This is a genomic window from Sphingomonas albertensis, assembly GCF_014358075.1.
In the GTDB taxonomy this organism is placed as follows: Bacteria; Pseudomonadota; Alphaproteobacteria; order Sphingomonadales; family Sphingomonadaceae; genus Sphingomonas; species Sphingomonas albertensis.
The window spans coordinates 34,459-48,773 of record NZ_JACONT010000022.1 but is presented as its reverse complement, the minus strand read 5'-3'; the positions used below and the strand labels follow the sequence as shown (position 1 = coordinate 48,773).

The window sequence follows — 14,315 nt, the reverse complement described above, 5'->3', positions numbered from 1 at the left end:
TCAGAACTGAAAGGGTTTGGGCGTTGCGAAGCCCGGCAGCACTACGCATTCGACATCGACGAACGCGACGAGTGCGAAGCCGCCATCGGTCTTGCGGCCCGACGCTAGCCGGGTCAGCCCGCGCTCGGCGATGCCGGCGGTCACGCGACCATCCGGGCGGACCTGCGCGATCAGGGCGTCGGGCACCGACTCGATCGCGCCGTCGACGATCAGCACGTCATACGGTGCGCCGGCAGCGTGACCGTCCTGCATCGGCCCCTCGACCAGTTCGACGTTGCCGACACCGGCCAGCGCAGTGCGCGCGATCGCCAGCAATGCGGGGTCGCTTTCGACGGCGACGACCGACCCGACGATCTCGCTCAGCACCGCGGCGGTATAGCCCGTAGCGGCGCCGATCAGCAGCACGCGGTCGGTCGCAGTCAGATACGCTTCGGTCAGCAGCCGGCCGGTCGCCATCGGCAGATTGGCGTAACGACCGCCACCGAGCGGGATCGCCGTGTCGCGGTAGGCGATCGAGCGCACGCCGTCGGGCATGAACTGCTCGCGCGGCACACGGGCCATCGCCGCTACGACGCGCTGATCGTTGACCGCGTTGGTGCGCAACTGGCTCGCGACCATCGCGTGACGCATCGTGTCGAACGTAGCGGGTGCAGAGGACATGGCGGTCCCGCCGATGTCATGCGTCTCGGCTGCGAGCGAGGAAGTATCGAGAGTTGTCGTCGTCATGGGCCATCCTGTCGCACAGCTGTTTTAGTTGTGCAATACACTTGTTGCGTACCGACCTGATATCGCGCGACCGCGCCGCCGCCAAGCACCGGTTGATCGGATTCCACGCAGGCTGTGCTTCGGGTCGGGTGATTCGAGGATCGGTGCGGTCCATCGCGACGCTGTAGGTCTGGCCGCTGGAGGTATCGCGCGCTGTAGGTATCACGACGCGGGGAAGTTGAAGGCGCCCCGCCCGCCCGTGTGACACCGAGATGCCGCGGGCGGAGCGCCGAGGGTGCACGCGGAAGACCTGAGCACTACCTCTGTCGACTGCTCTAGCAGCGAATATCGGCAGCGTCGCCGGAAATGACCCGATGCGCCCCTAACAAATGTTTAGACGCGTGTGCGGACTCATGACCGACCTTGCGGGCGGGCGCGGTGTCGATGTCATGCAGCACCTGGGTCGGCGAACCCAATACGGCATCGCGCGCACGCAAGCTGGCTTCGAGAAACGGTTTGGTGAGCGCCATGAAACGACGCGGGGTCATGCCGAGGAACGTGCCCGAATCACGCAGGAAATGGGACGCATCGAAATAGCTGTCGTCGATCAGCGCATAGTTCGCCGCTTCGCCCGTGGACATCAGCCGCACGAGCGATCGCAGGAAACGCGCGCGCATCAGCAGCATCTTGGGCGGGAATCCGAAATGCCGGACCGAGAGACGGCGAAGCGCATGCGTGGGGATATCAAGCCGCGCCGCCGCCGACGTCATGTCGGCGGGACCATCGCTGGCGAGGATTTCCATAAGCTGCCGGACCAGCGGGGCATCGCGGTGCGGAGGCCCAAGCCGCTCGATCAACAGCGCATCGAGAATGAGCGCGACCGCCGCATCGTCCGTCGCGGCCTGCAGTGCTGCGACGAGGCGGTTGGTGAACCCGCGGCCGAGCACGTCTTCCAACGGCACGATCCGATTGCGGAAATCGTCCGCCGGTCGGCGCATCAGCCTCCCCCAGCCGAGCGCGCTGATGCCGAAGCCGATCATCACGCCGCCGTGAGTCGTCGCCTTCAGCGCCTGGCTGGTCGGCCCGAACAGGCTGGCGGCGGGCAATGGATCATAGGTCCGTCGACCGATCGATACCGCGATCGGCCCGGCATCGATCGCGATCCGGACGTTGGCGGTCGCCGGCAGGAACCAGTCGACCTGCCCTTCCCCGCCCGGAGGATCGCTCGAGCGATAGACGTGATAGCCGGTGATGTAGTCGGCGAGCGCGGCGGCCGGTCGATCGTACCGGATCGCCATCCCGGCCGGCATCGCGAAAACCGCCTCCTCCACGTCCGCAGTGTTCGTTCCGCCCGCAACCGCATCTTTTCTCAAGCGACCTGCCCCCAAGTCGGTTTATCGTTACCGTCGCCTTAGGGAAAGAACCACTCCGGCGCGAGTCTTGATCCGGATTGATGCCGTCCGATCTCCCGTCCCGTCGTCGGCGCGCACCGGCGACAGGGAATAATCGCCCGTCTGCCCCTAACTGACGGTTGACCGCGACGACAAAACGAAGCATTTGCGCCGCCTTCACGCAATCGGGGCCCGATGGCGGAGTGGTGACGTAGAGGACTGCAAATCCTCGCACCCGGGTTCGATTCCCGGTCGGGCCTCCAATTTCCAGTCACGCGTGACTGCGATCCACGCGTTCGAACGATCCCCTACCCCAGCAGCAACCGCGCGCCGAGTGCCGCGAACAGCGCGGGCGGCATCACCAGCGCGCCGACCTTCAGGAAGCGCCAGAAACCGACGTCCTCGCCTTCGCGGCGGATCGCGGTCAGCCACAGGATGGTCGCAAGCGAACCGGTGATCGACAGGTTGGGCCCCAGGTCCACGCCGATCAGCAAGCCGTCGGTGACGATCTGCGGGACGTGCGCCTGATCGAGCGTGGTGCTGACGATCAGCCCGGCCGGCAAATTGTTCATCAGGTTCGATCCGAACGCCAGGATCGTGCCCGCCACGCCGGCGGTGACCGATGGCGATCGTGCCGCGCTCGCCGCCAGCCAGCGCGCCAGCATAGCGATCACGCCGGTGCTCGCCAGCGCCTCGACCAGCACGAACAGCCCGGCGACCAGCGGCAGGACCGCCCAGGATACCGATCGGAGCGTCGAAAACGGCGACTTGCGGCCACCGATACAGATCGCGGCCATCGTCGCGATCCCGGCGAGACAGGTCGGCAGGCCGAGATCATGGCCCTGCGCCGACGCGGCGATCAGCAGCACGGCGGTCGCGAAGATCCCGCCGAGCGCGATTCTCCCGCCCCGGGGCAGCGTACCGGTCTCGACGATGGTCTCGCACTGGCCGGTCAGGCGCTCGCGCTCGACCCAGCGCAGCACCAGGAACGTCACACCGATCGACAGCAGCGACGGCAGCGCGAACGACGCCATCCACGCGCCCAGCGACGGCATCGCGCCGCCGTACAGCACGAGGTTCGCAGGGTTCGAGATCGGCAGCACGAAGCTCGCTGCGTTGGCGATCAGTGCACACGCGAACAGCATCGGCAACGGATCCGCCTTCGCCCTCTTTGCCGCGGCATAGACGGCGGGGGTCAGCACCACCGCCGTCGCGTCGTTCGACAGAAAGGTGGTGACGACGATCCCGACGCCGAAGACCAGCGCGAACAGCCGGCTGGTCGATCCCCTGGCCAGCCGGACAGCGTGCTCGGCGACCCAGTCGAACAGCCCCTCGTCGCGGGCGACTTCGGACAACAGCATCATCCCGATCAGGAAAAGATAGACGTCGCCACCCTTCAGCACCGCACTCCACGCGGCACCGGGCGACATCAGCCCGAACACCAGCAGCAGCGCAGCACCGGCGACCGCCCAGACCGCCTCGGGCAATTTGAACGGGCGCGTGATCACGCCGAACGTGGCGGCGAAACAGATCGCCCAGATCGCATAGACCGGCAATGTCACGCGGCCAGCCTCCGCGCGCCGAGCCGCCGGGTCGTCTTCGTCATCGCCGTGTTCGCCTATCGAGTCCGTTATTATCGGGGCCGCGTTGCGCGCCATCTGGTGCCATTAAACCAGCTCCAAAGTCCTCGCACACTTCCTAGTCGAGCGTCGCCCCATAGCGTGGCTGGATGATCATCGTTCCGTGACATTTTATTCATGATCCGACGCTGAACCGCGCCGTTCAGTTTCGGTTTAGCTTCTGACTTCATTGGGGAATATATGATCCAACTATATTTATAGTCCGCGGAAACTTTCCCCCGGGCGATAGCTTTAGCGATCCGATGGCCGACGGGTTTCCCGACCGCGCCGGGTTCCGCGACACCGACTTTCAGGGAATTGCCATGGCCAGCACGACGGGTGACGGTTTTGCCGAAGACGCCGGCAAAAAGGGTGGTTCCGAGGCAGGCGGAAAGTCCGCGCCGAACAGGACCCTCGACGCGCTGAACTTCTTCCTTGCCGACGTGCGCGACGGCCTCGGACCGTATCTTGCGATCTATCTCCTCGCGGTGCGCGGTCCGGCGCACGGCTGGAACGAGGCGACGGTCGGCATGATCCTGACCATCGCCGGGATCGTCGGGCTGATCTCGCAGACCCCCGCCGGCGGCCTGATCGATCGCGGCAGGAACAAGCCGCGGATCGTCATGATCGCGGCATTGCTGGTCACGCTCAGCAGCATCTCGCTGCCGATCGTCACGGGCTTCACCGCGGTCGCCGTCACCCAGTCGATCGCGGCGATCGCCGGCGCGGTGTTCGCCCCGGCGATCTCGGCGATCACGCTCGGCCTGGTCGGCCCCAAGCTGTTCGCCAAGCGGGTCGGCCGCAACGAGGCGTTCAATCATGCCGGCAACGCGGTGTCGGCGGCGCTGGCGGGCGTGCTCGCGTGGAAGTTCGGGCCGGTCGTCGTGTTCTGGCTGATGGGCGCGCTGACCGTCGCCAGCATCGTGACGGCGTCGCGGATCGACAATGACGACATCGACAACGCGGTCGCGCGCGGCCTCGATTGCGAGCCCGACGACGATTGCGAGGAACCGAGCGGCTGGAAGATGCTGATCGAGAACAAGCCGCTGATGATCTTCGCGGTCACCGCCTTCCTGTTCCACCTCGCCAACGCGGCGATGCTCACATCGGTCAGCCAGCTGCTCTCGCACACCGTCGGCAAGGACCAGGCGACCTCGCTCACCGCCGCCTGCATCGTCGCCGCACAGCTCGTCATGGTGCCGGTCGCGATCGTGGTCGGCCGCAATACCGAGAAATGGGGCACCAAGCCGCTGTTCCTGATCGCGTTCGGGTTCCTCGCGGCGCGCGGCGCGCTGTACACGGTGTCGGACAATCCATGGTGGCTGGTCGGAGTACAGGCGCTCGACGGCGTCGGCGCAGGCATCTTCGGTGCGCTGTTCCCGGTGGTGATCGCCGATCTGACCAAGGGCACCGGCCGGTTCAACGTGAGCCAGGGCGCGGTGGCCAGCGTGCAGGGTCTCGGCGCCGCGCTGTCCGCGACGCTCGCCGGGGCGATCATCGTCTGGTCCGGCTACACCGCAAGTTTCCTGACGCTCGCGACCATCGCCGGCCTTGGGCTGGCGCTGTACCTGATCGCGATGCCGGAGACGAAGGACCGGGCGAAAACGGCTGCGTGAAAGCGGGTCGGGATGACGCCCGCCGCTGTCCAGGCCCACTGTCCCGACGAGGTACATACCGACTAGACGGTGGCACAAAACTACCAGGAACCAAGCGCTTAGACGGCAGTTTATGCGTCCAGTCCGGTTGCAACGATGGCGTAACGAGCACGCCTTCGATGCGACCGATCGCGGTCACGCGATGCGAGACGTGATTTCTGAAAGGAATACGATCATGAACAAGGACGAGTTTCAGGGCGGCGCTCGCTATGTCGGCGGCAAGGTCGAGAAGGCTATCGGCGACACCGTGAACAGCCGCGACTGGCAGGTCGACGGCGTCGTCGATCAGGTCGCCGGTGGCGCGCAGAATCTGTACGGTCGCGCCAAGTCGGCGATCAACGACGCGGTCGATGGCGCCCCCGAGCTGGCCGAGAAGATCGGCAGCGAAGCCCGCGACGCCGGCGAGCGCGCCGCCGAGGTGGCCCGTCGCGGCGCCGCATCGGCCCAGGCTTCGGCGCAGGAGGCCCCCGTCTTGTGGGCGCTCGGTGCGGCCGCGGTCGGCTACGGCATCGCCTGGCTCGTGCACGGTCGGCGCGACTGATCCCGTGGCTACGGACCCCGCCCCCTTGGCGCCCGCCCTCAAGTCGCTCCGCGACTCCGCCGATCTGCGCCACCTGCGCCAGATCATCGCGGGGCTGAACGAGGGCGTGATTCTGATCGATCCCGACCAGGCGATCCTGTGGGCCAATCATGCGGCGCTCGGGATGCACGGGGTCGAGTCGGTCGAGGATCTTGGCAACACGGTCGACGATTACCGCCAGCGGTTCCAGCTGCGGTATCGCAACAACCACAAGCTGAACGACGCCGACTATCCGATCGAGCGGGTGGTGTCGGGCGAGGCGTTCTCGCAGGTGGTCGTCGAGGTCGCCGTCGCGGGCGAGCGGGAGCCGCGCTGGGTCCACCAGGTCCGAAGCCTCGTTCTCACCAACGAGGCGGAAGAGCCGGAATGCCTAGTCCTGATCATCCAGGACGTGTCGGCGCGGTTCGAGGCGGAGGACCGGTTCGAACAATCGTTCAACGCCAATCCGGCGCCGGCGATCATCGCCCGCCTGTGCGACCTTCGTTTCGTGAAGGTCAATCAGGGCTTCATCGACATGACCGGGCATGACCGCGACGCCATCCTGTCGCGCAGTGTCTACGATATCGACGTGCTGGCGCGCGCCGACAAGCGCGACCTCGCCAAGGAGCGCCTGAAGGAGGGCCGCACCATCCCGCAGATGGAGGCCGAGCTGGACCTTCCCGGTGGCGCGACCAAGCTGGTCATCGTCGCCGGCCAGCCGATCGACATGAGCGGACAGCCGTGCATGCTGTTCACCTTCGCCGATCTCGAACCGCGGCGGAAGGCGGAGCAGGCGCTTCGCCAAAGCGAGGAGCGGTTCACGCGGACGTTCTCGCTCGCACCCGTCGCGCTGGCGATCGGCGCGCTCGACGGCCACCGGCTGTGCGACGTGAACGAGGCCTTCACCGGCCTGACGGGCTACACCGCGGACGAGATCGTCGGGCGACCGCTCGACGAGGTCGACCTGTGGGAGACCCCGGCACTGCGCGAGGCGATGGAAGGCGAGATCGAGGCCGGCACGCCGATCCGCGACCGCGAGGTCCGTCTCCGCCTCAAGGATGGCGAGGTCATCGACTGCATCGTGTCGACCGAACCGATCATGCTCGGCGAAGAAGCCTGCGTGCTGTGGGCGATGCGCGACATCAGTACGCGCAAAGCGTCCGAGCGCGAACTGGTCCACGCGATCGAGGCGGTGATGAAGGACACGAGCTGGCTCAGCCGCTCGATCATGGAGAAGCTCGCGCGGATCCGTACGCCGCAGGTCGAGCCGATGGGCGTCGGGCTGGACGAACTGACTCAGCGCGAGCGCGAGGTACTGGCGCTGATCTGTCGCGGTCTCGACGACAAGTCGATCGCGCGCACGCTCAACGTATCCGGCAACACCGTGCGCAACCACGTCGCACGGATCTATTCGAAGATCGGCGTCAACCGTCGCAACGCCGCCGCCGCATGGGCGCGCGCACGCGGCTTCGACGGGGATTCCATGCCGGCACCTACGCCGCGCGCCGATGCACAATCCTTGGAGGCGACGGCATGACCCGCGCAAAAGATCTCAAGCATGACGATTCGGTCAACGACGCGGTCCCACAAGACGCGTCGTCCCAGGACCGGGACGTCACTCCCGCAGAGGAGCGTGCACGCGTTCGCCAGGCCCGGGAATCGGTGCAGGATGCGATCGGCAAGATCATCGGCGAGCCGCTCGGCGAACGGCCGGACGACGATGCCGCCACCGCTGAAGCCGACGCCGACGCCGACCGCGACGGCAAGGACGATGCGCGGAAGCCCGTCTCGCCGCCGGTGAAGCGCGGAAACCACATCGACGAGAACGGCGCAGACTGACGCCGTCGTTCGACAGTTTTTTATAACAGGAGTATTTATGGCTACCCATCTGACGCCCGGCGGCCTGCCGGTCGATGACATTCGCTATGCGAAGACCCCGACGCGCATATCCTGGGGTGCGATCTTCGCGGGCGTCGTGATCGCGATCGCGGTCCAGCTCGTGCTCGGCATCCTCGGGACCGGCATCGGTCTCAGCCTCGTCGACCCGGTCGAGGGTACCACGCCGGGGGCGGCCGGGTTCGGGATCGGCGCAGGCATCTATTGGGTGATCACGACGGTCATCGCCCTCGGCGCAGGTGGTTATGCCGCAGCACGCGTCGCCGGCGTCCAGGATCGTTTCGACGGCCTGATCCACGGCCTGGTCGTGTGGGGCGTCACGCTGATCCTCACCTTGTACTTGCTCACCTCGGCAGTCGGCGGCATCATCGGTGGTGCATTCCGCACCGTCGGCTCGGTCGCGACCGCAGCCGGTAGCGGCATCGGCGCCGCAGCCCCCAAGGTTGCCGACGTCGCGAATGTCGACGTAACCGACGTCCGCGAGGAAGCTGCCGAGTATCTGTCGGATGCGCCGTCGGATCCCGCGCAGATGACGCCTGAGCAGGCGCAGAAGGAAATCGCCAAGCAGCTGCCGGCGCTTGCCCGTGGTGGCCAGGAAGGTGCGCAGGCCGAAAGCCGGATCGTCGACATCGTCGCCGCTCAGCGCAAGATCAGCCGCCCCGAGGCCCAGGCCCAGGTTACGCGCGCCAAGGCTCAGTTCGTGAAGACCAAGAACGACACGATCGAGACCGCCAAGTCGGCTACCGACGCAGCCGCCGGTGCCGCTGCCGGGACGTCCTTCATGGTCGTCATCGCGCTGCTGATCGGTGCCGCCGCCGCAGGCTTCGGCGCAACCGCCGCAGCACGTCGCCGCGTCTAACTGCTGATATCGGCATCTGATACCGATCGGCGCGGTGCCGGGTAGACCCGGCATCGCGCCACTCTCAACGGTCAGCGTGTCTAGGGCGGCGCTCCAACAGCGATGTTGGGGCGCCGCCTTTCGATATGCGGAACCACCTGCCGCAAATCCGTCCGGTCCGACGTGGATCGCGGACGTGGAGAATGACACTATGGACGTTTCCTCAGACGACGCACTGTCGCTTCGCTCGGCGATCGCGTGGGCATTGCATCTTGCCGATGCGCAGGACGACACGCTGGTCGCTGCGATCCTGGCCAACGCGCTGGAAACGGCGGAACGGTCTGGCGCCGGATCGCGTGGCACCGATGCGTGTCGGGCCGATCTTGCGGGAAACGGCTCGCGCGAGAAAAGGGAATAACGCGTGCGAGCCGCAGTCCGGATGGCCGGCTGCGGTCTTGGGGACGCTTGCCGGCGACGCGATAATGCTCCGGCGCGTCGCCCGGATCAAGCGGATATTTGAACACGGAGTATGCCGATCCGCCATGGTGACGAGCCATTGGTGGAGCGACGGACCGACATACCCTCGCTTAAATCGATAAACCCTTGAATAGGGTGCATATCGTCGGGGATTTTGCGGTCAGATCAGCGCGTCGAGCAGGCCGATCAACGGACGATCCGCGGGCGGCATGGCGAGGCCGTGCATGTCCGCCGGCCGGACCCAGCGCAGCGCGGACGCCTCCAGCGCGCGGGGCACCCCACTCCATTTGCGTGTGATATACAGTAATAATAACAGGTGACGCTCCCCCAACCCCGCACTCGCAAACGCCGCCGGCGCGAGGCAGGCATGCGGTACGGCAATGCCCAGTTCCTCCTCAAGTTCGCGAATCAGCGCGGCTTCCGGCGTCTCGCCCGCTTCGACCTTGCCGCCCGGAAACTCCCACAGACCGGCAAGCGATTTCCCTTCCGGGCGCTGCTGCAGCAGGACGCGCCCGTCCAGGTCGACCAGCGCGGCAGCGACGACGGGTAGCAGCAACGATCCTGCCGTTCCGGATTGAATGTTGGTCATTCCTTAAGCTCCTCACGACTAGACCAGCCTCATGAGGCCGAGAGATTTCGCAACGTCCCCGATCATCCGAACGATCGCGCGTGCGTTGCGCCAGCAGCGCGGCGCGACCGCGATCGAATATGGCCTGATCCTCGCCCTTATGGTGATCGCGATGATCGTCGGCCTGACCGCATTGGCCAACTCGACCACGGGTATGTGGAACACCGTCGACACCAAGGTCAGTGCCGCCCGCTGACCCGGAAAGAAACCGGGTCACCTTAAACCTTTCTCAACTCACCGCTCGTAATTCTCGAACTGCTGATCCGGCCCGTCCGGTCCAGCCGGGTGACACTGAAGCAATCCAACGATGGAGACCGGAATGAAGACGATTCGCAAGTTTTTCAAGAACAGCAAGGGCGCGACCGCAATCGAGTACGGCCTGATCGCCGCGCTGATCGCCGTTGCCGCCATCGCTGCGATGCAGGGCCTGGGCAACAGCCTGAACAAGACGTTCAACAACGTCTCGACCAAGCTGAACGCGTCGGCCACGTAAGCAGACCGCAATCAGGCTTAGGAATTGGGGCGGCGGAACTTCGGTTTCGCCGCCCCTTTTTCGTTGCCTAGATCGCGAACCTCAGAGACGGCCCATCTTTAAGAACTTTGCTTGGCGATCCTTGCGCAGGTCGGCAGGCGCAAGCGTCACCATATCGTCGAGCGCCGACGACAGCGCGTCGCCCAGCGCATCGATCGCCGCGACCCGGTCGCGGTGTGCGCCACCCAGCGGTTCGGCGACGATATCGTCGATGACCCCGAACGCCTTCAGGTCCTGCGCGGTGATCCGCATCGCTTCGGCGGCTTCGGGTGCCTTGTCGGCGGTGCGCCACAGGATAGAGGCACAGCCTTCGGGGCTGATCACCGAATAGACCGCGTGTTCGAACATCAGCACGCGGTTGCCCGCCGCGAGCGCGACCGCACCGCCCGAGCCGCCCTCGCCGACGATCGCCGCGACGATCGGAACGCCGGCGTTGAGGCAGGCTTCGGTCGATCGGGCGATCGCCTCTGCCTGGCCGCGCTCTTCAGCCTGAATGCCGGGGAACGCGCCGGAGGTGTCCACCAAGGTGACGATCGGCAGGCCGAATCGGTTGGCGAGTTCGACCAACCGGATCGCCTTCCGATAGCCCTCGGGCTTGCCCATGCCGAAATTGTGACGGAGGCGGCTGGCGGTGTCGTCGCCCTTTTCGTGGCCGAGCACCATAATCTTCCGGCCGCGGAACGTCGCGAAGCCACCGAGGATCGCTTGGTCGTCGCCGAACGCGCGGTCGCCCGCGAGCGGCACGAACTCGTCGAACAGCGCGGCGACGTAATCCTTGAAATGCGGACGCTCCGGATGGCGCGCGACCTGCGTCTTCTGCCACGGGGTCAGACGCGCAAACGTGTCCTTCAGCAGCTTGTCGGACTTCGCCTGCAGACGGGCGATGTCGGCGGCGAGGTCGACGCTGCCTTCGGCGGCGGTATCGCGGAGTTCATCGATCCGGCCCTGGAGTTCGGCGATCGGTTTCTCGAAGTCGAGGAAGCTTGGCATGTGCGGCGGTTACGGTGCGACGCCGTCCGCGTCAACGAGGTGGCATATCCGCCAGCGGGTGCCGCGTGTTGACGAGTTCGACGAGACGGCTCGAGTCGACGTGCGTGTAGATCTCGGTGGTGGCGATATCGGCGTGGCCGAGCATCGATTGCAGCGCGCGCAGATCGGCGCCGCCGGCGAGCAAATGCGTCGCGAAGGCATGGCGCAGGACGTGCGGGCTGACACGGTCGGGCGGGATGCCGGCCTCGGCCGCGAGCGCCTTGACCAGTTGGTACAGGCGGATGCGCGACAGGTGGCCCTTGCCCGAGGGGAACAGCCACAGGCGATCCGCCGCGACATGCGTCCGCCATACCGCCACCGCCGCTCGCGCGCGGTCGGAGATGGGAACGAGCCGCTCGCGCCCACCCTTGCCGCGCAGGATCAGGAACGGGCGATCGGGATGGACCGCATTGCGTGGCAGGCTGACGAGTTCGGTCGCACGCAGGCCCGAGCCGTAGAGCAGTTCGAACAACGCCGAGAGCCGCAGGTCGTTGGGATCGAGCGGATCGCGCGCCGCGCGTTCGGCGATCGCCGCAAATAACCGGTCGATATCGGCGTGGCTCAGCACCTTGGGCAAGGTGCGCGCGGTGCCGGGGCGGGGCAGCGCCTTGCCGGGATCGTCGGCGCGGTGCCCCTCGTCGGCGAGGAACGCGAAGAAGCGGCGGAGCGAGGCGGACTTTCGCCCGACAGTCGAGCGGGACAGCGCCGACCAGCCGCCCGCCAGTTTCGCCAGCGTATCCACATCGGCATCGACCAAGCCGCCGTCGAGCGCCTGCGAGGCAAGCGTCAGGTCGCTGCGATAGGCGGCGACGGTGTTGGCCGCCGCCCCCGCCTCCGCGGTCATCATCTCCAGGAACCGATCGATCAGCGCACGGTCGACGGCGTGGGTCACGCCCTCGAACCCGGCGTCGGTCACGTTCTGGCAGCCGGCGTGATCACGGTCTGGCACCCGGCGTGGGTCACGCCCTGGCAATCGCCTCGGCGGCGACCATCCGCGCTTCGCCGTCGAGCCCCACGGCACGCAGCGCGCCGACGATCCGGTACAGCGCCTCGGGCGGAATATCCTTCCAGCCGGACGCCTGCATGCCGATGGCGGCGAGAACGACGACCGTCCCCGGCTGACGAGCGCGCGCGGCCCGGTCGAGCGCGCGGGTCCAGGCATTGTCGGCACCGATGCGAACACCGAGCGACTGCGCGGCGCGTTCAATATCGCCGGAGGCGAGCCGCCCGAGGCCGGCCAGACCCGCAAACAACATGCGTTGCTTCAACGCCGAATCGCCTTCGCCGCCCGAATAGGAGGCGAGATCGGAATAGCTGAGCCGGCGATACGCATCGGGATCGCTGAGCATGATCATCGCCCAGGCGTCGCCACCTGCCGGCACCGTCCCAAGCCACCGCGCGGCGGTACGGTCGAGCCCGGCGGACAGCATCGACGCGACCAGATGGTCTGCCTCGGCCTTCGCCAGCGCCGGGTTCATCCGCGCCGCCGCTCGCGCGGTCAGCACGAGCCTTGCGTAGGACGGCCGCGTGGCCGCCCCGCCCCACAATTGGCGCAACGCATTCAACCGCGCATCGGGACTGCGATCGGCATAGGCGGTCTGGAGATCGTTGGCGGTCGCGGTCGCCGAGCTTTGCGTATCGTCGTCGGTCGAGGCGGCGGCGTAGAGATCGACCAGCGCGGCGCTGGAGAGCACCCCCTGCCCTGCCGCGGACTCTGCAGGCGCCAGCCGGGCCCCGAGCGGAACCGACGGCGACAGCGCCTGCCAATAGCGAACCTGCGGCCCGGCGCTCGCATACAACTCGTCCGGCACCGCGACGCCGGTCGCCATCGCCAGGCCGAACCGCCACGCGGTCAGCTGGTCGACACCGTCCCATTCGATCGTCACTGCCTGGCGACCCTGCGCACCGGCCCCGACGACCTTCTGCGCGAGCAGCATGTCGATGCCGCTGGCGACGTTGCGACGCTTGGCGGTCGCGATCAGCGGGGTCGCCTGCGCGGGGTTGGCGGACAAGCCGGCGCAGATCGCCTGCGCCATCGTCCAGCCCCGCGCCGGCGCATAGCGCATCGCGCCGGGCACGAGCGGGCAGAAGCCGGCCGGATCGCCCGTCGCCAGCGAGGCGTTCATCGCGACCTGGTACAGTTTCGGCGTGTAGTTGTCGGTGTCGACGCTCTGCGCGACCGCCCGCGCAGCGACCGATTCTCCCATTCGCAGCAGCAACCAAGCGCGCTCGGCCGCGAAGTCCGCGCCGTTGGTGCGGCTCGGCGTATCGACGCGCGACACCAGCGCGCGCCGGAGCAGGATCGACATCCAGCGCGACGGCAGCGGCGCGGTCAGGCGGCGCATCAGCGTCTCGACATATTGGCCGTCGGCATCGCCGAACGCATCCGCCTCCAGCCCGCCCTGGCTCGGGGCCACCGGGCCGACCGTTGCGAGCGAACGACGCGCGAATTCGGGCATCTCGTAGCGCGCAAGCACAGCCGGATCGACCGGGGCCGGCGTCACGGCGGGCACGGGCAACGCGGTTTCGGGCGTGGTCGCCGGCAGCGGCTGGATCATCGCACTCGGCGGCAGCGGCTGCCCAGGCGTTGGCGATTGCGGCGGTTGCGACGGACCTGGCGTTGCCGGGCGTGCAGGCTGCGTACCGGCCGGAGGGGCCGGACGCGGCGCAGGCGCGGGCGTCGGCTCGCCGAACCCCGGCGGCAGGATCGATTCGGGACGGTCCTGCCCGATCGCCGGTGCCAGCGCGACCAAGGCTCCGACGGCAACCGCCGCCGTCATGGTTGCCTTAAGAGAGGTTCGCAAGCGTCACGGCCTTCTCGACGCGGCTCTGCGGACGCTCGGTCGCGCGACCGGCCAGCAGGAACAGGCCGCCGACCACCACGACAAGAACGACGACGACCGAGACGATGAAACGGGACATGACGGCGTAACCTTGTAGTGGACGAAACAGGCGCCAAGAGCTTTTGCCCTCGCGCGGTGCCGCT

Annotated in this window: 16 protein-coding genes and 1 tRNA gene; 9 read left to right on the top strand and 8 right to left on the bottom strand. The window is 67.1% G+C overall.

Features of this window, described 5'->3' with window-relative positions; genetic code table 11:
* Positions 1-660 (bottom strand): protein-L-isoaspartate O-methyltransferase family protein, encoded by a 660-nt coding sequence (locus H8S47_RS11290; protein ID WP_187503980.1) that lies wholly within the window; start codon positions 658-660, stop codon positions 1-3.
* A gap of 380 nt (positions 661-1,040) precedes the next feature.
* A complete protein-coding gene (locus H8S47_RS11285; protein ID WP_187503964.1) occupies positions 1,041-2,015 on the bottom strand; it encodes a hypothetical protein in 975 nt (324 codons plus the stop codon).
* Between the two features lie 270 nt (positions 2,016-2,285).
* Between H8S47_RS11285 and H8S47_RS11280 the strand changes: the two genes are divergently transcribed.
* Positions 2,286-2,359: transfer RNA gene (locus tag H8S47_RS11280), tRNA-Cys, on the top strand.
* A gap of 45 nt (positions 2,360-2,404) precedes the next feature.
* Here the strand turns inward: H8S47_RS11280 and H8S47_RS11275 are convergent.
* Positions 2,405-3,658 carry an arsenic transporter gene (locus H8S47_RS11275; RefSeq protein WP_328805505.1) on the bottom strand — a complete coding sequence of 418 codons (1,254 nt, stop codon included), beginning with the start codon at positions 3,656-3,658 and terminating at the stop codon, positions 2,405-2,407.
* Positions 3,659-4,038: 380 nt separating this feature from the next.
* On the opposite strand from H8S47_RS11275, the gene H8S47_RS11270 reads away from it, so the two are divergent.
* The 6 genes from H8S47_RS11270 (at position 4,039) to H8S47_RS11245 (ending at position 9,081) form a co-directional block, all read left to right on the top strand.
* Positions 4,039-5,331 (top strand): MFS transporter, encoded by a 1,293-nt coding sequence (locus H8S47_RS11270; protein ID WP_187503962.1) that lies wholly within the window; start codon positions 4,039-4,041, stop codon positions 5,329-5,331.
* Between the two features lie 214 nt (positions 5,332-5,545).
* Positions 5,546-5,911: a CsbD family protein gene (locus H8S47_RS11265; RefSeq protein WP_187503961.1), complete on the top strand. Its 366-nt coding sequence runs from the start codon at positions 5,546-5,548 to the stop codon at positions 5,909-5,911.
* Between the two features lie 4 nt (positions 5,912-5,915).
* Positions 5,916-7,466 carry a PAS domain S-box protein gene (locus H8S47_RS11260; RefSeq protein ID WP_328805504.1) on the top strand — a complete coding sequence of 517 codons (1,551 nt, stop codon included), beginning with the start codon at positions 5,916-5,918 and terminating at the stop codon, positions 7,464-7,466.
* A complete protein-coding gene (locus tag H8S47_RS11255) occupies positions 7,463-7,768 on the top strand; it encodes a hypothetical protein (protein WP_187503960.1) in 306 nt (101 codons plus the stop codon). The genes H8S47_RS11260 and H8S47_RS11255 overlap by 4 nt, the downstream gene beginning before the upstream one ends.
* Positions 7,769-7,805: 37 nt before the next feature.
* Entirely contained in the window at positions 7,806-8,684 is an 879-nt protein-coding gene (locus tag H8S47_RS11250; protein WP_187503959.1) for a hypothetical protein, read from the top strand.
* 190 nt (positions 8,685-8,874) lie between these two features.
* The gene (locus tag H8S47_RS11245; RefSeq protein WP_187503958.1) at positions 8,875-9,081 is read left to right on the top strand and encodes a hypothetical protein; all 207 of its coding nucleotides are present in this window, start codon (positions 8,875-8,877) and stop codon (positions 9,079-9,081) included.
* Positions 9,082-9,300: 219 nt separating this feature from the next.
* Here the strand turns inward: H8S47_RS11245 and H8S47_RS11240 are convergent, their stop codons facing one another.
* The gene (locus H8S47_RS11240; protein ID WP_187503957.1) at positions 9,301-9,729 is read right to left on the bottom strand and encodes a (deoxy)nucleoside triphosphate pyrophosphohydrolase; all 429 of its coding nucleotides are present in this window, start codon (positions 9,727-9,729) and stop codon (positions 9,301-9,303) included.
* 31 nt (positions 9,730-9,760) lie between these two features.
* Between H8S47_RS11240 and H8S47_RS11235 the strand changes: the two genes are divergently transcribed.
* Together H8S47_RS11235 and H8S47_RS11230 are read left to right on the top strand one after the other, a co-directional pair.
* Positions 9,761-9,964 carry a Flp family type IVb pilin gene (locus H8S47_RS11235; RefSeq protein ID WP_187503956.1) on the top strand — a complete coding sequence of 68 codons (204 nt, stop codon included), beginning with the start codon at positions 9,761-9,763 and terminating at the stop codon, positions 9,962-9,964.
* A gap of 123 nt (positions 9,965-10,087) precedes the next feature.
* A complete protein-coding gene (locus H8S47_RS11230) occupies positions 10,088-10,261 on the top strand; it encodes a Flp family type IVb pilin (protein ID WP_187503955.1) in 174 nt (57 codons plus the stop codon).
* Between the two features lie 81 nt (positions 10,262-10,342).
* Here H8S47_RS11230 and H8S47_RS11225 read toward each other — a convergent pair whose 3' ends face one another.
* From H8S47_RS11225 to H8S47_RS19045, 4 genes are all read right to left on the bottom strand, one after another.
* On the bottom strand, positions 10,343-11,290 hold the full coding sequence (locus tag H8S47_RS11225; protein WP_187503954.1) for an acetyl-CoA carboxylase carboxyltransferase subunit alpha: 948 nt from the start codon (positions 11,288-11,290) through the stop codon (positions 10,343-10,345).
* A 31-nt stretch (positions 11,291-11,321) separates the two neighbouring features.
* A complete protein-coding gene (locus H8S47_RS11220; RefSeq protein WP_328805507.1) occupies positions 11,322-12,221 on the bottom strand; it encodes a tyrosine-type recombinase/integrase in 900 nt (299 codons plus the stop codon).
* Positions 12,222-12,288: 67 nt separating this feature from the next.
* Complete coding sequence (locus H8S47_RS11215; RefSeq protein ID WP_187503953.1) at positions 12,289-14,109, bottom strand: hypothetical protein; 1,821 nt, start codon at positions 14,107-14,109, stop codon at positions 12,289-12,291.
* 7 nt (positions 14,110-14,116) lie between these two features.
* Positions 14,117-14,251 (bottom strand): hypothetical protein, encoded by a 135-nt coding sequence (locus tag H8S47_RS19045; protein WP_267904487.1) that lies wholly within the window; start codon positions 14,249-14,251, stop codon positions 14,117-14,119.
* Positions 14,252-14,315: the final 64 nt, after the last annotated feature.